This window comes from Nocardia xishanensis NBRC 101358 (genome assembly GCF_001613365.1).
Classification (GTDB): Bacteria; Actinomycetota; Actinomycetes; order Mycobacteriales; family Mycobacteriaceae; genus Nocardia; species Nocardia xishanensis.
On sequence record NZ_BDCF01000023.1, the window covers coordinates 92,966 to 111,508 of the forward strand.

Consider the following 18,543-nt stretch of genomic DNA (forward strand, 5'->3'; position numbering starts at 1 on the left):
CGGGTGAGGTTTTCCGCGGGTGCACCGGTTGGGATGGAAATCCAGGTTTCTCCTTCGCGGAAGGGAATGCAGATGACCACACCGACACCGGAAACCAGGCACCCGGTCCGCCAGGGCATCGCGGCGGGCACCTCGATCGGCGCCGCGATCCTGCTGCTGACCGTTGGCGTATTGCAGATCTTCGAGGGCATCTCGGCCGTCGTCAAGGACGATCTGTTCGTCGTCGGCCCCGAGTACGTGTACCAGTTCGACATCTCGACCTGGGGCTGGATCCACATCGTGCTCGGCGTTGTCCTGGTGATCTGCTCGATCGGGCTGATGACGGGGAGTACCTGGGGCAAGGTCGCGGCCATCGTCATCGCGGCGCTCGCGATCATCCTCAATTTCCTCTCGCTGCCCTACTACCCGTACTGGTCGATCCTGATCATCGCCCTGAGCATCGTGGTGATCTGGGCGGTATCGACCTGGCGGCCTGCCGACGAATACTGAGGGCGGCGAGGTCGCCACAGTGGGCCGATGACCGAGACGATCGCCGTCGGCCGTGCGCAGTGGCTCGGTCACCGCTGGCGCCGCCACGGCCTGAACGGGCGAACGAACGGCGGGGCGCTGGACGACCTGCTGCTGCTCGGATTGCAGGACGGCCGGTTCGGCGGCGCCGCGTACTCGCTACGTCAGCGCACCGAGCGCATCGGCTCCACCCCGCTCGGCCGGGCGATCGCTCCGGCCGGGCCCTTGGTGAGCTGGTGGTCGATGCGCGGCGCCCCGCACGCGCATCGGCTGGCCCAGCTGGACGTGGTGCGCGACGCGCTGGCGCCGCGGCCCTCGGACGAGGACGGTGCGGCCCAGGCCGGCGCCGTCGCCGAGGTCGCCGCGGCGCTGCGCGCTGTTGTCACCCGGCCGATGCCGAAGGCCGAGGTCAGCACAGCCGTGACCGCGCGGGTCTCGCGCGCGTTGGTGCGCTGGTGCGAGCGCTGCGAAGCGGAGCACGTGCCGGACGGGCTGTTCCGCGCGGCCGGGTGCCAGGCGCAGATCGTGCTCGGGCCGGAGGCGAACCGGGCGACGATGCTGTACCCGACGCCGGATCATCCTGCCGTCGGCGTGCGACAGCCGCGCCTCGCGCTGTTGCGGGCCTTCTTCCGGGTGAACGGTCCGACCACCCGTCCGCTGTTCCGCGACTGGCTCGGCGTCGGCGCCGACGAGCCGTGGCGAGCGGTGGCGAGCACATTGGTGCGAGTACGGGTGGACGACCGGAAATGCGATCTGCCCGAATCGATGCTGGACGAGGTGCGCGGTGCGCCGCCGCCGGAGGGGGTTCTGCTGGTTCCGCCGGGCGATCCCTATCTGCGCCAAGCGGATCGGTCGCTGCTCGTCCCCGACCGGGCTCGGAGAGAACAGGTGTGGCGGGCCTTGTCCGCGCCGGGCGCGGTGCTCGTCGACGGCGAGGTGGTGGGTGTGTGGCGGTACCGCCGTGCTCAGCACCGGATGGCGGTGCGTTTCTTCGAGGCGCTTCCGCGCGGACGTCGCGAGGAGATGGAGCGGAACGCGCAATGGCTGACCGGAGACGAGCGGTTGCGCTTCGAGTTCGATGGCGTCGGCTAGCGATCAGGGAAGGCCGTGCGGCTAGCGAAGCCACCGCAGAGCCGCGTCGGCGCAGTCATCGGGGCTGCTGTTGAAGGCGATGGCCGCGCCGGACGCGTACTGCCTGACACGGTTGACCACCTTTTCGAACAATTCGAGCAATGGCTCCTGCGTGCGGATGCCACCGCCGATCACCACGCAGACGTAGTCTTTGCGGGTCAGCGCGTCGACGATCGTCGTCTCGGCGTTCTCGTCGAGTGCTACCAGGCAATAGTCGGCCTCGATACCGAGTTCCTCGAAGCGGTCCCGACCGCGCGCTATCGCCGCCAGGACCGGTTCCGGGTCCCAATCGGGGAGCTTGGCGGGGTCGACGCCGACCACCAGTACTGGTCCCGATGTCACGCGTCCTCCTTCTCGCAGAACATTTCCATCCCGTCGCGGTTGTCGACGGTAGTGCCCGGGTCCATCGTCCTCGTCGAGCTGTTCCGATGTGGGCCACGACATCCCGATCGTGCACGCGTCTCCGGCGTGCTGTCGTCACAGTGACAGATCCTCGAGCTGGCGTGAGGTTGGGCGAGGCGGGCACCGCAATCGCCTCGGCGTGAGTGCGGAAGTGCCGGAACCGGATTCAGCTGGACTCTGCTGTTTCCCGAGGCAAGCAGGCACTCGGCTCAGCGGCGGGTCTCGCGTCGCGCGCTGTACGCGGTGGTCAGCTGGGTGCGGACGCTCGTGGTTCGGTGCGGCCGTCCCGGATCGCTTGTGCTACCTCCTCCACCGCCGTGCGCACCATCGCGCCGTACGCGTCGTTTCCGAGCGTGTGCAGGCAGGCGCGGGCGGCGTCGATCTGACGCTCGGCGGCCTCGAACGAGCCGAGGCGGCGGTAGTTGTCGGCGAGGTTGAGGTGTAGCGACGGGTAGAAGCCGCGCACGTTCAGGTCCGCGTGGTGGCGGCGGACGCGTTCGTCGGTGAGGCTGTCGGCGGCGTCGAGTGCGCGGACGTCCCAGGTGAGGGCCTGTGCGGCGTCGTCGTGCAGGTCGGCGAGGTAGTGCGCGAGGGTGCAGCGGTGCAGTGGATCGCCCTGCGGGCCGAGTTCGGTCCACAGGTCGGTCAGCAGTGTGCGGGCCGTGTCGCGGTCGCCCGCGCGCCCGAGTCCGACCGCGTGGGTGATGGCGTCCATGGTGGTATCGGTTCGATCGGTCATCGGCCGTCCTTCGTGTTCGGAACGAATGTGGGCATGACGAGGGTGGTGAGATCGCCGTCGATCGCCGAACGGACGACGACGGGTTGATCGGGGGCGGCGAGATCGAACATGAGCTCCGGCCCGATCGCGCTCGTGACCGCGGGGCGCAAGACCGTCGATCGGAACGCGAGATCCATTGGGGCGCCGGTGATCACGGCGGGCAGACGGGTGGCGGTGACCGCTCCGGAGACCGCGAGACCCGACCCGTCGACGGCGCAGACCACGCTGTCGTCGGCGGCCGTCTCCAGCAGCTCGAGCAACGCTGCGCGGGCAACCAGTACCCGGGTGCGCACCGCGGGCAGTCCGTCGAGCACCGCGCGGTAGTCCGGGAAGGGTTCCTCGATTCCAGCGCAGTCGTGCTCGGTGTCGCCGGAGGTGAGCGCGACGCCGGATCCGCGCGGCGCGAGCACGACCTCTTCGATCGAGTCCAGCCACGGACGCAGCGAGGCCAGCGTCGCGGCCGCGACCACGGCCGACCACTCACCGCCGTCCCGCAGCGGCGCGACAGTGCGGGTCGACAGCCGGTACCGGTCGGTGGCGGTCAACGTCAGCGCGCTCGAATCCGCCTCGACCAGGATGCCGGTGAGCACCGGAGCCGAGTCGTCGACAGCCGCGGCCAGGCCGACTTGCGCTATGGCGCGCGCCAATTCGGCCGCGGGCACCGCCGTGCCGTGCACCGCGCCGAGAGCCCGCTTGACCTGCGCCGCGACTCGCGCGGCCTCATTCGCACGGCGCTCCAGCTCGGCGACGTGCGCGTCCAGCAACCGTTCGGCGCGGTCCGGATCGGCCGCGAGCACCTCGGTGATGGCCTCCAATGACAGGTCGATGCCGCGCAGCCGGCGGATCAGCACCGCCCGCTCGCACTGCGAGCGCGTGTAATACCGGTATCCGGTCGCCGCGTCGATCTCGGCGGGCGCGAGCAGCCCGCAGTCGGCGTAGAACCGCAGCGCGCTCGCGGTCAGGCCGCTGGCCCGCGCCAGCGCCCCGATGGTGATCAACTCCTCGACCCTGGAACTCCGCACCGGGCAATCATGGAGTCTCAACCAACATGAAGGTCAACCCAGGCCGGGGACGGCTCCCGGCGCGCCGAGCACCGTCAGGAGACCTCTGGCACCCAATTTCCGTGGAAGCCGGACGGAATTCGAACCGGCAGGTGCACTTCCGCGATAGGCGGGTTGTCCATATCGGCGGCGTCGAGGATGGCCAGATAGCTGGTGCCGCGTGCGCGGTCGTGGACGAAGGTCATCAGATATCCGTCGTCACCGCCCGAAGAGCCGTGGCGCGGGACGAAAACCGCTTCGCCGCAAGTGTGTCCGGCGGGCAGCCGATGTACTCGGCGCGAAACTTCCGCGCTGAAGTCGTATTTGTAGACTTCCGAGCGGTTCGGCTCGGCCTCCAGCGAGAAGCTGGTGACATACCCGAAGCGGTTGTGCCGCCCGACCTCGGCGTCCGCGACCCGAGGATACTCGATCGCCGCGTCGTCGAGCGCCTGCTCGGTAGCGGCGCCCGTCCGCAGATCCAGCCGCCAGCGGTGCAGTCGCGGTAGTCCGCCACCGATGTCGTCGGCACCACCTCGCCACAGCGTAGGCACCCGGCAGCCGGTGACCGTGATGGCGCCGGCGGCCTCGAACGCGTTCATGGTGTGCCACACGTAGCAGGGTTCGACGTCGAACCAGCGCACGCGTCCGCCTTGCCGGGGCATGACGCCGAAACGAGCGCCGTGCCGGTCGTCCCATCGCCAAGGCATGCCCGTGCCGGCCGGATCGAAGACCACGGGAAGGTCCATGAAGATCGCGTAGGTCTCGGTGATGGCGAAGTCGTGCATCATCGTCGCGCGCGGAACGGGCACCACCTGGGCGTGGAGCAGCTCGCCGGTCGCCGCGGCCCGGTAGTACGTCAAGTACGGCGGGCGCAGCTGGACGCCGAAGAACAACAGCTCCCCGGTCCTCGGGCAGATCTTGGGATGGGCGGTCATGGGAGTACGCAGCGCGTCCGCGAAAGTGAACGGTCCGACGGTCTCCAATTCCGGGCTGATCTCATAGGGAAAGCCGCCCTCCTCGAGCGCGAGCAGCCGTCCCGCGTGCGCGACCACGTGGGTGTTGGCAGCGGTGACGCGGTAGTCCAGCTTCCCGGTGTCGCCGTCGAGGGTCAGCGAGAGCCTGGACTGCCCGGGATGCGCGAACAAGGGGGTTCGCACGTACCGGTTGCGATACCAGCGAGCCTGTCCGTCCCGCAGCGCCACGGCGTGGATCATGCCGTCGCCGGCGAAGTAGTGCGGCGACCAACCCGTGCGCGGATTGGGGCCGTTGCGCAGATACGCCCCGTTCAAATCTTCGGGAACGGTCCCGATCACCGTGGCCGGTCGCACTGTCACTTCGTCGGTGATCGGCGCATTGTTTCCCGAAAGGTGCAAAGGCAGATCGGTGTTGGGCGCGGTCGTCATGAGCTGCTCTCCTGTTCTCAGTAGGCGGCCCAAGCTTGCGGCGACGATCCGCGAAGAAACAGTCTTGTTCTTGCCGCAGCCCTCAGCCGGTCGAAGAACCCGCAGCGCAACAACGATGAAATTGACACCGCGCCGATCTCATGCCCGGTGCACCGGACCGTGCGGCTCGGCGCAGTGCAGATCGGCGCGCGGCGCATCCGGATCGGACACGTGGTCCACCTGCAATGTCGTGTGCTCCAGTCCGAACTCCGCCAGCAGCACCCGCTCGACCCCCAGCCGGACGGCGTGGCAGTCGGCTCGGTCGTCGACCAGGATGTGCGCCGACAGCGAGGGCTCGCCCGAGGTGATCACCCAGACGTGCAGATCGTGCACCTCGCATACATGCGGGACTGTGACGATGCGCGCGCCGATGGCGTCGGGATCGAGGTGTGCCGGCGCGGCCTCCAGGAAGATCCGCCCCGATTCGCGGACCAGCGCCCAGCCCGCCTTCAGCATCAGCGCGGCGACCACGAGCGCCGCTATGGCGTCGGCGCGGGGATAACCGGCCAGCCACACCACCGCGCCCGCGATGGCCGTGCCGATGAAGGCGTACATGTCGTTGAGGATGTGCTGGAAGGCGCCTTCGACATTGAGGCTGGTGCGGTTGGCGCGGCTGATGCACCACGCGGCGGCGATGTTGACGACTATGCCGACCAGCGCGGTGACGAAGACCAGCGGACCTGCCACGTCCGGCGGGTGGATCAGCCGGTTCACGCCCTCGTAGACGAACCACGCCGCGAGCAGCAGCAGGGTGATGCCGTTGGCCTGCGCCGACAGGATCTCCGCGCGCTTGTAGCCGTAGGTGTACCGGCCACGCGCGGGTCGCTTGGACAGCCGGATGGCGATGAGCGCGAGGACGATCGACGCGGCGTCGGTGAGCATGTGCGCGGCGTCGGTGATCAGCGCCAGCGACTGCGCGAGCAGGCCGACCACCACCTCGGCCGCCATGAACGCCACGATCAGTGCGAGCGCGATGCTCAGCCAGCGCGGGTCCGAGTCCGCGGACACGCCGTGATCGTGGTGGTGCCCGTCGCCGTGCTCGTGGCTGTGATCATGGGAATGCCGCAGCTCGTCGGCGCGGTCGTGTTCCCGCGCCGCGCTGTTCGCCGGTCGCGCCGGTTGCCGCGGCGACACGCATTGATCTCCCATGAGCGAACGTCCCTTCCCTGTCGGATGGCTGCCGCGCCACAGCCTAGCCTATCTTGCAGACATGCGCATGTCTGCATTTATTTCGAGGTGTAAGAGGGTCGAAGGGCGGGTATCCGCATCCGGCGCACCGCGGTGCGCAACTGTGATCTTGTGCGGTGCACTGTCGTTCGTACCTGCGGTTACGATGCGGACGGCGCCTGGCGGGTGATCGGCGAGACCATCCGTTCGGCGCGAGCCTCCCGGTCGCGGAAGACCGGCTCGTGGACACAAAGGGGTATGCGATGGACAGGCCGGCGTGGGCGCCCGAGGGCGTGGATATGCAGCAGGCGAGCCCGGCACGGATGTACGACGCGTTGCTGGGCGGCTCGCACAATTTCGAGGTCGACCGCAAGGCCGCCGACTTGGGCAAACAGCTGGTGCCCGATCTGCCGCTGGTCGCGCTGAGCAACCGCGCGTTCCTGCGCAGGGCGGTGCGCTATCTGGTGAACGCCGGGGTCCGCCAGTTCCTCGACATCGGCTCCGGCATCCCGACGGCGGGCAACGTGCACGAGGTGGCGCAGCGGTTGGACCCGGAGATCCGGGTGCTCTACGTCGACATCGATCCGGTCGCCGTCGCGCACTCGAAGGCGATCCTGCGCGACAACGACCGCGCCGCGGCGATCGAAGCGGACCTGCGCAAGCCCGAGGAACTGCTCGCCAAGGTCCGCGCGACCGGGTCGATCGATTTCGATCGACCCGTCGGTCTGCTGCTCGTCGCGGTGTTGCACCTGCTTTCCGACGAGGACGCGCCCGGCGAGAAGGTCGCCGCGCTGCGCGAAGCCGTGCCGAGCGGTTCCTATCTCGCGATCTCCCACCTGACCTCGGAGCTGCGGCCGGAAGACGCCGCGCAGCTCGGTGCGAACGCGGCGCAGCAGAGCAAGGTCGGAATTCACTTCCGTTCCGCCGCGGCCATCGCGGCTATGTTCGACGGATGGGATCTGGTGGAGCCGGGTGTCGTGGAACTACCCGCCTGGCGACCGGAATCCGAGCGCGATCTACACGAGGCGCCCGGCCGCTCGCTCGGCCTGGCCGGGCTCGGTCGCAAGGGCTGAGGCCGGAATCGTCGAGGGCGCCGGTCGGACGGGCAGGAGGTCGCGGTAGTGGGTCTGCGTGAGCTGGCGTTGCGGTGGGCGGACGCGCTGGACGGCGTCGTCGCCCCCACGCTCACGCGAACCGAGACCGAGGCGATGCTCGCCGATCTGTCCGAGCTGCTCGTCGCCGCCATTCGCGGCGACGGAGACCTGCGCGACGCCCACGACGCGGCCGTTGTGCTGGTGGCCGCGAACTATCGCGACCCGCTGATGGTCAGCCGTTCGATCGCGGTGATCTGCCACGACATGGTCGCGGAGGTCTGCCCGCCGGGCAGCGCGGAATACGAACGCGTGCGCGATCGCGCGGTGGCCGTGGCGGCCGAGTTCGCCGCGGGTTGCACCGGCGCGTTGCGTGCGGCCGCGCTGGCCGAACAGGAGACGACGCTCGGCGCGGCGCTGGCCACGGCGCGGGATGCCGAGGCGCGACGCCAGCTCTCGGAGGCCAGGTTCGAGGCCGTGTTCGCGGGCGCGTCGGTCGGGATCGGCACCGTGGACGTCACCGGGCGGGTGCTCGCGGTGAACGCCGCCTTCGCCGAGATGCTCGGACTGCCGCAGGAACAGATGCCGGGGCGCATGGTCGCCGAACTGCTCGGACCCGCCAACATCGGGCACGCCTACGGACGGTTCAGGAGCATGCTGGCCGGGGAGACGGATCGATTTCGCCTGGAGACCACGCACGTGCGCCCGGACGGCGGCCTGGCCCATATCGACCTGTCGATGTCGGCGGTGCGCGACGCGGATGGGCGGATTCAGTTCCTGATCGGCGTGGCCGTCGACGTCACCGAGCGCAAGCAGCTGGCCGACCGGCTCTGGCACGACGCCCACCACGACAACCTGACCGGGCTGCCCAACAGGCTGCTCTTCTTCGATCGGCTCGCGAGCGCTGTGCCGCCGATCGGCCTGTGCTACCTGGATCTGGACGGCTTCAAGACGGTCAACGACGAGTGGGGACACACCGTCGGCGACCGGGTGCTGCACGAGGTGGCCCAGCGCCTGCGCGCCGCAGCCGAATCGCTCGGCGGCTTGGCCGCCCGCGTCGGCGGTGACGAGTTCATCGTCCTGGTCGAGCGCTGCGCGGGGGAGCCGCAGCTCACCTCGGTCGCCGACGAACTGCGCGGCGCACTGGCGACGCCGTTGCGGGTGGCCGGTCATCCGGTGTACGTCGGTGCCAGCGTCGGCACCGTGTACGTGGTGGACCGGCCGAGCGCGATCGACGCGCTCATGCACGCGGTGGACACCGCCATGTACCGCGACAAGACGGGTCGTTCGCCGCGCGGCCCCCGGACGGCCTGAGGTCTCAGGCGATATCGGCGACGGGTTCCGCCAGCGAGCTGTCGCCGGCCGCGGCGATCACCGCCCCGTCCTCGCTGACCAGCCAGCGCCCGCACACGCAACGCAGATAGCGGATCGCGCCGTGCGCGGAAACGACCGTGGGGGAGGACCAGGAGCAGGAAGGGCAGATGGCGGACATGTGCTCAGCCTGATGTAATGGCTTTGTGCATTTCAACCCTTACGGCGGCACGGCCGCCGAGCTGGCCGCACGACTGGTGAACGCCGACCAGGACGCGAATCTGCTCGACGTGCTCGACGCGGTGGGATACAAGCCGTTGGGGTCGCTCGACGCACGGCAGACCGCCGAATTGCGCCGCTGGATCGCGCGGCTCGCCGACGTCTTCGACGATCCTTCGGTGCCGCGGCTCAACGCTCTGCTGGCGGAAACGACCAGCCGCCCTTACATTTCGACGCACGACGGCCGCGCGCCGCATCTGCACTACGCCGACGAGGAGGCGCCGACCGACGAGCGGGTGAAGGCCTACACCGCCGCCGGGCTCGCGGCACTGTACTGCGAAGACCCGAACCGCATCGGGCGCTGCGCGCGACCGGGGTGCGCGCAGGTGTTCGTGGACACCTCGCGCAACGGCCGGCGGCGCTTCTGCACGACGCGGTGCTCGAATCGAGTGCATGTCGCCGACCACCGGACGCGGCGCTCGGCCTGAGCCGGCCGAATCACGCGGTCCGGTGCGTCGTCGAGCTCAGTTGGTGCCGATGGGTCCGTGCAGCTGGAACTGCGGATGCTCCTCGGCGCGCATCCAGCGCCCGTAGGTCGCCTGGCCCGTATCGTCGTCGCGCTGGATCGGGCTGACCCAGGTGCGGCGCGGAATCTGGCCGCCGCTGCGCGGGCCGTGCGCGACAAGCGGTACCTGCCTGGCCACGAGGTAGTAGTCCTCGTCGGAGCGGGTCTCGGGCAGATATTCACACAGTTGCTCGGCGGCGTCGCCGAGATCGGCGCCCGCGACCACACCGTGGCGCGGACTGGGGCCGTCGGCTTCGACGACGACGGCGGAGACCGTCCACATGCGATTGCCCGGCAACCGGGCGGCGGGCCCGTCCGGGTCGGCGGCGGTGCGATGACGCGGTTCGGTGGTGTCTGCCGCCTCGGCCGCGTACGCGCTCTCGATCATCCTGCACCTCCGGGTGGGCCGCGGGTCGGCGGGACCGAAGGGGCTGTGATCGATCATCTTGCCTCCCAACGTAATCAGAAGAGAACAGCCGGTCATAGGTCGGGACATCTTGTGTCCGAGGTCAATTCGGCAATTGAGAGGAGAACTGACCTACAAAACAGTGTATAGCCCCCGAGCGGACATCGTGGCCGAACGGTCCGGTCCACCTGGTGAAACGCATTACCTCGCACGATGATTCAACTGCCGAGCGGCTTTCCGGTGTTACCTCCGGCCCGGAAGCGCCGAATTGGCAAATCGCGGGCAATTGGCGCGGATGACCGAATGTGTTCGGTTCGCTGCGCGTTCGTGCGCGTTCATGCGGTGCCGTTGAGCCGCCCGGCCACCGCGGGAAGCCGATCGATCATCGCGATAGTGAAATCCGCGAGCAGATCGATCAGGCCGTCTCGGTCGACGTCCAATCCGCCGTCCAGCCAGACGAGCACCAGTTCGGCGGCTCCGCCGGTGATGAGCTGGGAGGTTGCCGCGACCGCCGCGTCATGGCCCTCGGGTAGGTCGAGCACGATGCGGGTTTGCTCGATGATCGTCGCGGCGACGGTGCGCATGCCCGCGAAGCGTGTGCGCATCAGCGCCTCGTTGCCGTAAGCCTGCGCGAAGACGAGCTTGGCCCGGCGCGGGTCGTCGGTGAGTTCGGTGATCAGGGCGGCCACCCCGGCGCGGATGCGCTGCGCGGGCGTGCCCTCGGTCTCGGCGATGGCCGCGCGGGCTTTGTCGAGCGCGGAACGCTGCACGGCGAGCAGCAGTTCGGCGGCCAGCGCACCCAGATCGGGGAACGCCTCGTAGAAGAACCGCGGCCCGACTTTGGCCTGTTCGCAGACCCCGCGCACGGTCAATGCCGCGAGCCCCTGGGTGCCGACTATGGCCAGCCCCGCGTCGAGCAGGCGCCTGCGCCGATCCTCGCGGCGCTCGGCGCTGGACACCCCGCGGTAGGTGCCGGTGAATGCTCGGGTCACCCGGTCAGCTTGGCACAGCACAAGTTGGGAAACAATCGTATACGGAAACGTCTGTTTCCGATATGGTCGATGCATCGCAGCGTCGCGAAGGGAACAGGACCATGAGTCTTCTCGTGCCACAACGAGTCAGTGCGGTGTCCGAAGGGGCCAGACAGCTGCGGACGCGGCTGTCGTGGCGGGTGCAACGGGTCAGCGTCCGGTTGGTGCGGCACTATCCGGCGAAGGCGCGGCCGCTGGCCGAACCGCCGGCGGGCAGCGGGCTGCGCCCGACCCTCGGCGACTTCGGGCCGCCCGGCATCGGATACACCCTGCACACCCTCGCCGATCCGATCGAGTTCGCCCGCAAGCGTTTCGAACAGTTCGGTCCGGTGCAGTGGATGGGCGTGCTCGGCAAGCCGGTGGTCACCGTCGCGAGCCCGGAGGCGTTCGAGGTCGTCATGCTGGACCGGGACAAGGTCTTCTCCGCGCAACGTGGCTGGGAGTTCTTCATCGGCCCGTTCTTCCGCGGCGGACTGCTGCTGCGCGATTTCGACGACCACCTGTTCCATCGCCGGATCATGCAGCAGGCGTTCACCCGGCCACGGCTGGTCGGCTACCTCGACCTGACCACGCCGTTGCTGCGCGAGGGGATCGAGAAGTGGCGGCCCGCCCCGGATTTCCCGGTCTACAGCGCCATCAAGAAGCTGCTGTTGCAACAGGCCACCGAGGTGTTCGCGGGCGCCGAGTTCAGCCGGCAGGGCGACCGGCTGGAGCGGGCCTTCGAGGACGCGGTGCACGGCGGGACGGCGCTGGTGCGCGCCAACCTGCCCGGCGGGGTATGGGCGCGCGGGCTGCGCGGGCGCCGGGTGCTCGAGGAATACTTCCGCCGCGAACTCCCGGTCAAGCGCGCGGGAGAGGGCAACGACCTGTTCAGCGTGCTGTGCCGGGCCAGCACCGTCGATGGCCACACCTTCACCGACGACGAGGTCGTCCAGCACATGATCTTCGTGATGATGGCCGCCCACGACACCAGCACCATCGCCTCGGCCATGCTGGTCGGCGAACTGGGCAGGCATCCCGAGTGGCAGGAGCGGCTGCGCGCCGAATCCCGTGCGCTGGGCAAGGTCTCGCTCGACTACGACGATCTCGATCGGCTGCCCGCGCTGGACATGGCGTTCAAGGAGGCGCTGCGGATGTACGCGCCGGTCGCCCAGCAGGCTCGGGAAACCCTGCGCGACACCGAGATCCTCGGCCACTACGTGCCGCGCGGGACGCTGGTCATGTGCGGTCCGTACACCATGATGCGCACCGAGGAATTCTGGCGCGACGCGGACGCTTTCGATCCCGAGCGATTCGCGCCGGAACGCCGCGAGGACAAGGCGCACCGCTTCGCATGGTCGCCGTTCGGCGGCGGGGCACACAAGTGCATCGGCCTCTACTTCGGCGGGATGACGGTAAAAGCCGTGCTGCACCAGATGCTGCTCGAGTACCGCTGGACGGTGCCCGCCGGCTACCAGGTGCCGTTGGTGGCCGGCACCGGACCGACGCCGGCCGACGGATTGCCCATCCGGCTCGAACGGATCGGGCGGTGAAGCTCATGGCCGACCGCGGCCGGTGCGAGGGGCACGGCATGTGCGAGGCGCTCGCGCCCGCGCTGTTCCGCGTCGGCGCGGACGGTGTCGTCGCGCCGCTGGTCGAGTCGGTTTCTCCGGCGGACGCCGAGGTCGTCGCGCTGGCCGTCGACAGCTGTCCGGTCAAGGCGCTACGGTGGGCAGAGGATCGAATGTGATCGACGAATAAGTGGCTGAACTCGCGAAACCGTCCCTCGAACGTTCGCACGAGGAGACTCATGAGCGAGCCGGATGACGCTGCGTCGTCGAGTGCCGGACGCGTGATCACGCGCCGCACGATGCTCGGCTGGGCGACGGCTACCGCGCTCGGCTTTGCCGCGTGCGGCCGCGACGACGAGGACGCGGCCGTCACGGGCGAGTCCGCCGCCATCGCGAACGAGGCCTACGTCTTCGGTTATCCGCTGCTGCTGATGCACGAGACGCGCAAGGCGGCGCTGGAGAGCACGCCGGTCAACCATTTCCAGCATTCCGATGTGCTGCCGACGCCGGATCGGCGCGACATCGTGCGGTTGAACGTGGACACCCTGTATTCCAGCGCCTGGCTCGATCTCTCGCACGGCCCCGTCGCGTTGCAGGTCCCGGCGATGGACCGGGACCGCTTCTGGCTGATGCAGATCATGGACGCCTGGACCAACACCGTGCACAATCCGGGCAGCGTGCACCCTCAGGTGCGGGCCGGGGTACGCACGCCGCCGTTCGGCTACGTGATCACCGGACCGAACTGGTCCGGCGCGCTGCCCGACGAGCTGACCCCGCTACCGATGCCGACGCCGACGGTGTGGGTGCTCGGCCGCATCCAGGTCGACGGCCCCGACGACATCCCGGCCGTGCGCGCGATCCAGCGGGACGTGCGGCTGGTCTCGCTGGACGACTGGGTCGCTCGTCGGCCCTCGTCCGCCGAGCCGTTGCGGCCGCCACCGTCGCGGCCGCCCGCCGAGCAGGTCACCGAGATGGACGCCAGGCGCTTCTACGACCGGCTCTGCGCGCTGATGAGCATCGATCCGCCCGCACCCGCCGACGCACCGGCGATGGAGCGGTTCGCCCGCATCGGTATCGAGCCGGGCGGCCGGGTCGAGGGACTCTCGAACGCGGCCCTCACCACCGCGGCCGACGACGCGAGACGGACGATCGGCGTCTACGTCGACCCGCAGACCCGGATGGACAACGGCTGGACCTTCGATCCGGCAGCAGGTGTCTACGGCACCGACTATCTGCACCGAGCCGCGGTGGCGGACAAGGGATTGGGCACCAACTTGCCCCAGGACGCGATCTATCCCACCTATTTCGGCACCGCGGACACCTACGGCACGCCCAAGCGGTTCCGGCTGCGTTTCGAGCCGCGGCAGACCCCGCCCGTCGACGCGTTCTGGTCGATCACCGCGTACGGTGCGGACGGCTACCTGGTGCCCAATCCGGCGAACATCTATTCCATCGGCCATCAGGAGCCGGTGGTGCCGAGCCCGGACGGTGCGGTCGAGCTGGCGATTCAGCACCGGAATCCGGGACCCGCTGTGCCGCAGCACAATTGGCTGCCCATTCCGGCGGAGGGCGAGTTCTCGCTCATCATGCGGCTGTACGCGCCGCGGCCCGAGGCCATCGACGGTCGATGGCAACTGCCCGCCGTCACGCCCGTTCCGTGAGCGAGAGCGCTTCGCGCCGAACAGCGCCCTGGCTGCGTAGGCTGGTCGAGACCCGTCCGCCGATTCGCGACCGGAGCGCCCAGTGACCGATCCCAGTCCTTTCCCGTTGCGCGTCAGCGAGCGTGCTGCGCTCGATCGCGTCACCGAGCTGTCCGCCGAATTCGCGTCTGTCGCTGCCGATTACGACGAACGCGCGGAGATCGCAGTCGACCATCTGACGGCGCTGCGCGAGGCCGAGGTCGATCGCGCGGTGCTGCCGGAGCGCGTCGGCGGGACCGGACTGAGCTACCGGGCGTTCGGGCGGCTGGTGCGCACGCTGGCGAAGGCCGATCCCTCCACCGCGACCATCTGGACCATGCACGCGGGCGCGGGCGTCGCGCTGGCCGAGATCACCGCGGACACGCTCGGCTCGTTCTTCGCCCAGGAGTTCCTGGCGGGCAAGCGATTCGCGAACGCGCTCTCCGAACCCGCCAGCGGCAACCGGTTCCTCCAGCCGCAACAGGAGGCCGTGCCCGCGCCCGGCGGATGGGAACTGACCGGCGCGAAGCGCTTCGTCTCCGGCGCGGAGATCGCCGACTATCTCTTGGTCAACGCCCTGGTCGACGGAGAGCCGACCTTCTTCGGGCTCGCGCCGGACGCGACGGTGTCGATAATCCCGATCTGGGACACCCTCGGGTTGCGCGCCACCCGCAGTCAACTGCTGTCCTTCGAACGGACCGTGCTGCGCGCCGAATACCGCGGCAGGCGGCCCGACGCAGGCGATTTCGCGGTGATACCCGCCGGGCTGCCAGCCCTCTCGCTCGGCATCGCCGACGCTGCGCTGGACGCCCTCGTCGAGCACGCCACATCGCGGGTGATCCTCGGCGCTCCGCTGTCGCACCAACAGTGGGTGCAGCACGAGGTCGCCGACGCGCAGACCAGGCTGGCCGCGGCGCACGCGCTGTACGAGCAGGCGCTGTGGCAGGCGGACAACGGGCTTCCCGCGTTCCTGCCGACGCTGGGACGCTCCAAGTACCTCGCCAACAAGGTCGCCGTCGACGTCGCGCAGCTCGGCGTCCGGGTCGGCGGCGCGTCCGGATACCTCAGGCGCTCGCCCATCCAGCGGCACCTGCGCGACGCCGAAGCCGGTCAGCTCATGGCGTATTCGACCGAGGTGCTGGCCGGCGTGATCGGCAAGGAAGTCCTCGGCGTCATCGACTGATCCGCCCGCGAGCCACCCTCATTCGCGTCACGGTGTGACGATGGCGAAGCCGGGATCCGGCTTGTCGAACAGTCCTGGCAGCTGCGCGAGCGCCGCCGCGTTGCCCTCTATCGCGATCTCGCCGTCGCGCACCGCCGCCCGCAGATCGCCGCCCGCGACGAACGATCGCAGCAGCGCGGCGCGGGTGAGCGTGATCGTGGCGTCCGGTGCGGGCAGTCCGTCGCCGGGGTGACGGTCGTAGTGCACGAGCACACCGTTGCGAAGTTCGGCGCGGTGCGTGCGATCGCCCTCGTCGCGGAAACGCCAGTCGATGACCAACCTGGTGTCCCACGCCTTCGGCCCGTCCAGGCGCAGCGACATCGCGTCGAACGCCTGCTCCACGCTGAGCGCGCTCAGCAGGTTGCCGGAATTCGCCTGGGTGGGCGTGCCGAACGAGCCGTTGCGGAGTTCGTGCGCGCCGCTGAGGAAGAAATTGCGCCAGGTGGCGTTCTCCGATCCGTACGCCAGCTGCTCGAAAGCACTGGCCTGCAAGAGTTTCGCTGTCGTGTCCGCCGGATCGGCGAAGATGGCGTAGTCGAGCAGCTGCACCGCCCATCGGTAGTCGCCCGCGTCGTAGGCCCGCTGCGCCTTCTTCCGCACTTCCTTCGCGCCGCCCATCGCCTCGACGTGGCGCTTGGCGGACTCGACCGGCGGATGCTGCCACAGGTGCGCGGGATTGCCGTCGAACCAGCCCATGTACCGCTGGTAGATGGCCTTGACGTTGTGGCTGACCGAACCGTAGTAGCCGTGCGTCGACCAGGACTTCGTCAGGCCGGGCGGCAGCTGCATCATCTCGGCGATCTCGGCCCCGACGTAGCCCTTGTTCAGCAGCCGCAGCGTCTGGTCGTTCAGGTAGCCGTACAGATCTCGTTGCGCGGAAAGGAATTCCACGATCCGGTCGGTGCCCCAGACCGGCCAGTGGTGGGAGGAGAACACCACGTCGCTGGCGCGGCCGTAGCGATTGATCGATTCGGTGAGGTACTTCGACCACACGTGCGGATCACGGACCAACGCTCCGCGCAAGGTCAGCAGGTTGTGCATGGTGTGGGTGGCGTTCTCGGCCATGCACAGCGCCCTGCGGCCGGGGAACCACAAGTTCATCTCCGAGGGCGCCTCGGTGCCCGGCGTCAGCTGGAACACCATGCGCACCCCGTCGATCGTCTCCTCTTGGTCGGTGCGGACGATCTCGACGGTGGGCGCGATCAGGGTGACGGTGCCGAGCGAGGTGGTCTGGCCGAGCCCGGCGCCGATCTGCCCCTTCCGGCCGCGCGGCAGTGCGGCGCCGTACATGTACGCCGCGCGCCGCGCCATCGCCGTTCCGGCGTAGATGTTCTCGGCGACAGCGTGTTCCAGGAAGCCGACGGGCGCGAGCACCGGGCAGCGACCGGCGGCGACGTCCTGTTCGGTGGTCACGCCGAGCGCGCCGCCGAAGTGGTCGACGTGGGAGTGGCTGTAGATCAATCCCGTGACGGGGCGGTTCCCGCGATGCGCGCGGTAGAGCGCCAGTCCGGCGGCCGCGGTCTCGGCCGAGATCAGCGGATCGATCACGACGACGCCCGTGTCGCCCTCGACCAGCGTCATGTTCGACAGGTCGAGGCCGCGGATCTGGTAGAAGCCGGGCGCGATCTCGTACAGGCCCTGCTTCACGGTGAGCTGGGCCTGCCGCCACAGGCTCGGATGCGCCGACTGCGGGCAGGGCTCCCGCAGGAAACCGTAGGAGTCGTTGTCCCACACGACCTTTCCCTGCGCATCGGTGACGACGCCCGGGTCGAGCGCCGCGCGGAAGCCGCGGTCGGCGTCGGCGAAGTCTTCGGTGTCGGAGAAGGGCATGGTCTCGGCGGCCCGCTGGTTCGCGGCCAGGATGTGCTCGCTGGGCTCGGTCGGGGTGGCCGAGGGACGCACCTCGTCGTCGTCCGCGCAGCCGCCGAGTCCGACGCCGGCGGCGGCCAGCGCGGCGGCGCCGACGCCGAAGACGCCGCGCCGGGACACTCGCCGCGCGGTCTCCCCGTTCTCCCGCTCGACCATGCACGCTCCTCGCTCGTCCCGCGGGCAAGCGCCCGGCAGCCGCCGTCCGTCGGCGGTCGGTCGACCATACGCACTATTGCAGCGATACTGCAATAGTGCTCTGCCCGCCGAAATCCGCCCGCGCCTTCGGGACCGGTCGCCGACCGACCGGGCGACCTGTGATCGGATGCGGTCATGGGTGAGGGCACAACCGGCGCGCGGCGGCGCCGCAATCCGGAGCAGACCAGGACCGCGATCATCGACGCTCTGCTGGCCGCGGTGAAGGAGGGCGTCTTCGCGCCGACGGCCAAGGACATCGCGCAGCGCGCCGGCGCATCCGAGCGCAGCATCTTCGTCCACTTTCCCGGCATCGACGAATTGCGCGTCGCCGCTGTCGACCGGCAGTCCGAACAGGTCGAGGCCCTGATCCGGACCATCGATCCCGAGCTGCCGCTTGACGCGCGCATCGATCTGGTCGTCGAGCAGAGCGCCGACATCTTCGCGCTACAGCGCAACCCTCGGGTGCTCGGCCTGCTCGAATCGCACAGCCTGCCCGCCGTCGACGCGCGAATGCGACTGACCGACAGCCGGATTCGCGCCGCACTCGGGCACGCCTTCCGCACCGAGCTGACCAGGACCGGCGAATCCGACGAGGAACTGCTCGACACGATCGACGCCACCGTCGGCTGGCCGTTCCGGCACCACCTGGTGGAACGGCGCGGGCTTTCCCGCGCGGCCGCCTCCGCCGCCGTCCGACGCGCCCTCGCGGCGCTGCTGCACGCGGATCATCCTGGGCGGTCCGATTTCGGGTAGTCGACTACTCAAGCGATCGCGGCTCCGGTGAGCAGAATCGGCTAGCGACAAGCTGTCCGAGTTCAGGGGGTGCCGGATGTCCGACGATCACAAGGCGTTGTCGCCTGCTCCGCACAACGAGCCGCCGCTGCGCGGCTTCCACGCGCCGCCGCGACCCCGGCCGTGCCGGGTGCGCACGCGCGGCG

Annotated in this window: 19 protein-coding genes; 10 read left to right on the forward strand and 9 right to left on the reverse strand. The window is 69.4% G+C overall.

The window, feature by feature from the left end; translation table 11 throughout:
• Positions 1 to 66 precede the first annotated feature (66 nt).
• Positions 67 to 489 (forward strand): DUF7144 family membrane protein, encoded by a 423-nt coding sequence (locus tag NX1_RS19780; RefSeq protein WP_068061417.1) that lies wholly within the window; start codon positions 67 to 69, stop codon positions 487 to 489.
• A gap of 27 nt (positions 490 to 516) precedes the next feature.
• Complete coding sequence (locus NX1_RS19785; protein ID WP_068061419.1) at positions 517 to 1,599, forward strand: DNA glycosylase AlkZ-like family protein; 1,083 nt, start codon at positions 517 to 519, stop codon at positions 1,597 to 1,599.
• 21 nt (positions 1,600 to 1,620) lie between these two features.
• Here the strand turns inward: NX1_RS19785 and NX1_RS19790 are convergent, their stop codons facing one another.
• The 5 genes from NX1_RS19790 to NX1_RS19810 form a co-directional block, all read right to left on the reverse strand.
• Positions 1,621 to 1,980 (reverse strand): hypothetical protein, encoded by a 360-nt coding sequence (locus tag NX1_RS19790; protein WP_068061421.1) that lies wholly within the window; start codon positions 1,978 to 1,980, stop codon positions 1,621 to 1,623.
• Between the two features lie 307 nt (positions 1,981 to 2,287).
• A complete protein-coding gene (locus tag NX1_RS19795; RefSeq protein WP_068061424.1) occupies positions 2,288 to 2,779 on the reverse strand; it encodes a hypothetical protein in 492 nt (163 codons plus the stop codon).
• A complete protein-coding gene (locus tag NX1_RS19800) occupies positions 2,776 to 3,840 on the reverse strand; it encodes a DNA polymerase III subunit beta family protein (protein ID WP_068061426.1) in 1,065 nt (354 codons plus the stop codon). Before NX1_RS19800 ends, NX1_RS19795 begins: the two co-directional genes overlap by 4 nt.
• A 74-nt stretch (positions 3,841 to 3,914) precedes the next feature.
• Positions 3,915 to 5,261 carry a carotenoid oxygenase family protein gene (locus tag NX1_RS19805; RefSeq protein WP_068061428.1) on the reverse strand — a complete coding sequence of 449 codons (1,347 nt, stop codon included), beginning with the start codon at positions 5,259 to 5,261 and terminating at the stop codon, positions 3,915 to 3,917.
• A gap of 138 nt (positions 5,262 to 5,399) precedes the next feature.
• Positions 5,400 to 6,308, reverse strand: a complete 909-nt coding sequence (locus tag NX1_RS19810) for a cation diffusion facilitator family transporter (protein WP_245668588.1) — start codon at positions 6,306 to 6,308, stop codon at positions 5,400 to 5,402.
• A gap of 422 nt (positions 6,309 to 6,730) precedes the next feature.
• Here NX1_RS19810 and NX1_RS19815 point away from each other — a divergent pair, with 422 nt between their 5' ends.
• Both NX1_RS19815 and NX1_RS19820 read left to right on the forward strand, forming a co-directional pair.
• Positions 6,731 to 7,540 carry an SAM-dependent methyltransferase gene (locus tag NX1_RS19815; protein ID WP_068061433.1) on the forward strand — a complete coding sequence of 270 codons (810 nt, stop codon included), beginning with the start codon at positions 6,731 to 6,733 and terminating at the stop codon, positions 7,538 to 7,540.
• A gap of 48 nt (positions 7,541 to 7,588) precedes the next feature.
• Positions 7,589 to 8,872, forward strand: a complete 1,284-nt coding sequence (locus tag NX1_RS19820; protein WP_068061436.1) for a sensor domain-containing diguanylate cyclase — start codon at positions 7,589 to 7,591, stop codon at positions 8,870 to 8,872.
• A 4-nt stretch (positions 8,873 to 8,876) separates the two neighbouring features.
• Here NX1_RS19820 and NX1_RS35515 read toward each other — a convergent pair whose 3' ends face one another.
• Positions 8,877 to 9,050, reverse strand: coding sequence for a hypothetical protein (locus tag NX1_RS35515; protein ID WP_245668582.1), 174 nt, complete (start codon positions 9,048 to 9,050; stop codon positions 8,877 to 8,879).
• A gap of 25 nt (positions 9,051 to 9,075) precedes the next feature.
• On the opposite strand from NX1_RS35515, the gene NX1_RS19825 reads away from it, so the two are divergent.
• Entirely contained in the window at positions 9,076 to 9,576 is a 501-nt protein-coding gene (locus NX1_RS19825; protein ID WP_068061439.1) for a CGNR zinc finger domain-containing protein, read from the forward strand.
• A gap of 36 nt (positions 9,577 to 9,612) precedes the next feature.
• Here the strand turns inward: NX1_RS19825 and NX1_RS19830 are convergent, their stop codons facing one another.
• Together NX1_RS19830 and NX1_RS19835 are read right to left on the reverse strand one after the other, a co-directional pair.
• Entirely contained in the window at positions 9,613 to 10,041 is a 429-nt protein-coding gene (locus NX1_RS19830) for a hypothetical protein (RefSeq protein WP_068061441.1), read from the reverse strand.
• A 353-nt stretch (positions 10,042 to 10,394) separates the two neighbouring features.
• A complete protein-coding gene (locus NX1_RS19835; RefSeq protein WP_068061443.1) occupies positions 10,395 to 11,051 on the reverse strand; it encodes a TetR/AcrR family transcriptional regulator in 657 nt (218 codons plus the stop codon).
• Positions 11,052 to 11,152: 101 nt separating this feature from the next.
• Between NX1_RS19835 and NX1_RS19840 the strand changes: the two genes are divergently transcribed.
• The 4 genes from NX1_RS19840 to NX1_RS19855 all read left to right on the forward strand — a co-directional run bounded on the left by NX1_RS19840 (position 11,153) and on the right by NX1_RS19855 (position 15,502).
• On the forward strand, positions 11,153 to 12,622 hold the full coding sequence (locus NX1_RS19840) for a cytochrome P450 (RefSeq protein WP_157119875.1): 1,470 nt from the start codon (positions 11,153 to 11,155) through the stop codon (positions 12,620 to 12,622).
• A gap of 5 nt (positions 12,623 to 12,627) precedes the next feature.
• Positions 12,628 to 12,819 (forward strand): ferredoxin, encoded by a 192-nt coding sequence (locus tag NX1_RS19845; protein ID WP_068061505.1) that lies wholly within the window; start codon positions 12,628 to 12,630, stop codon positions 12,817 to 12,819.
• Between the two features lie 60 nt (positions 12,820 to 12,879).
• Positions 12,880 to 14,301: a DUF1254 domain-containing protein gene (locus tag NX1_RS19850; RefSeq protein ID WP_245668583.1), complete on the forward strand. Its 1,422-nt coding sequence runs from the start codon at positions 12,880 to 12,882 to the stop codon at positions 14,299 to 14,301.
• Between the two features lie 82 nt (positions 14,302 to 14,383).
• A complete protein-coding gene (locus tag NX1_RS19855; protein ID WP_068061448.1) occupies positions 14,384 to 15,502 on the forward strand; it encodes an acyl-CoA dehydrogenase family protein in 1,119 nt (372 codons plus the stop codon).
• 27 nt (positions 15,503 to 15,529) lie between these two features.
• On the opposite strand, the gene NX1_RS19860 is transcribed toward NX1_RS19855, so the two are convergent.
• Positions 15,530 to 17,371 carry an alkyl/aryl-sulfatase gene (locus NX1_RS19860; RefSeq protein WP_245668589.1) on the reverse strand — a complete coding sequence of 614 codons (1,842 nt, stop codon included), beginning with the start codon at positions 17,369 to 17,371 and terminating at the stop codon, positions 15,530 to 15,532.
• 369 nt (positions 17,372 to 17,740) lie between these two features.
• Between NX1_RS19860 and NX1_RS19865 the strand changes: the two genes are divergently transcribed.
• Positions 17,741 to 18,358: a TetR/AcrR family transcriptional regulator gene (locus NX1_RS19865; protein ID WP_068061451.1), complete on the forward strand. Its 618-nt coding sequence runs from the start codon at positions 17,741 to 17,743 to the stop codon at positions 18,356 to 18,358.
• Positions 18,359 to 18,543: the final 185 nt, after the last annotated feature.

Excerpts from the sequence above, each read along its gene's own strand:
- NX1_RS19815 (WP_068061433.1), top strand. The coding sequence starts at position 6,731 with ATGGACAGGCCGGCGTGGGCGCCCGAGGGCGTGGATATGCAGCAGGCG.
- NX1_RS19850 (WP_245668583.1), top strand. The coding sequence starts at position 12,880 with ATGAGCGAGCCGGATGACGCTGCGTCGTCGAGTGCCGGACGCGTGATC.
- NX1_RS19845 (WP_068061505.1), top strand. The coding sequence starts at position 12,628 with ATGGCCGACCGCGGCCGGTGCGAGGGGCACGGCATGTGCGAGGCGCTC.
- NX1_RS35515 (WP_245668582.1), bottom strand. The coding sequence starts at position 9,050 with ATGTCCGCCATCTGCCCTTCCTGCTCCTGGTCCTCCCCCACGGTCGTT.
- NX1_RS19840 (WP_157119875.1), top strand. The coding sequence starts at position 11,153 with ATGAGTCTTCTCGTGCCACAACGAGTCAGTGCGGTGTCCGAAGGGGCC.
- NX1_RS19830 (WP_068061441.1), bottom strand. The coding sequence starts at position 10,041 with ATGATCGAGAGCGCGTACGCGGCCGAGGCGGCAGACACCACCGAACCG.
- NX1_RS19785 (WP_068061419.1), top strand. The coding sequence starts at position 517 with ATGACCGAGACGATCGCCGTCGGCCGTGCGCAGTGGCTCGGTCACCGC.
- NX1_RS19805 (WP_068061428.1), bottom strand. The coding sequence starts at position 5,261 with ATGACGACCGCGCCCAACACCGATCTGCCTTTGCACCTTTCGGGAAAC.
- NX1_RS19860 (WP_245668589.1), bottom strand. The coding sequence starts at position 17,371 with ATGCCCTTCTCCGACACCGAAGACTTCGCCGACGCCGACCGCGGCTTC.
- NX1_RS19780 (WP_068061417.1), top strand. The coding sequence starts at position 67 with ATGCAGATGACCACACCGACACCGGAAACCAGGCACCCGGTCCGCCAG.
- NX1_RS19795 (WP_068061424.1), bottom strand. The coding sequence starts at position 2,779 with ATGACCGATCGAACCGATACCACCATGGACGCCATCACCCACGCGGTC.
- NX1_RS19865 (WP_068061451.1), top strand. The coding sequence starts at position 17,741 with ATGGGTGAGGGCACAACCGGCGCGCGGCGGCGCCGCAATCCGGAGCAG.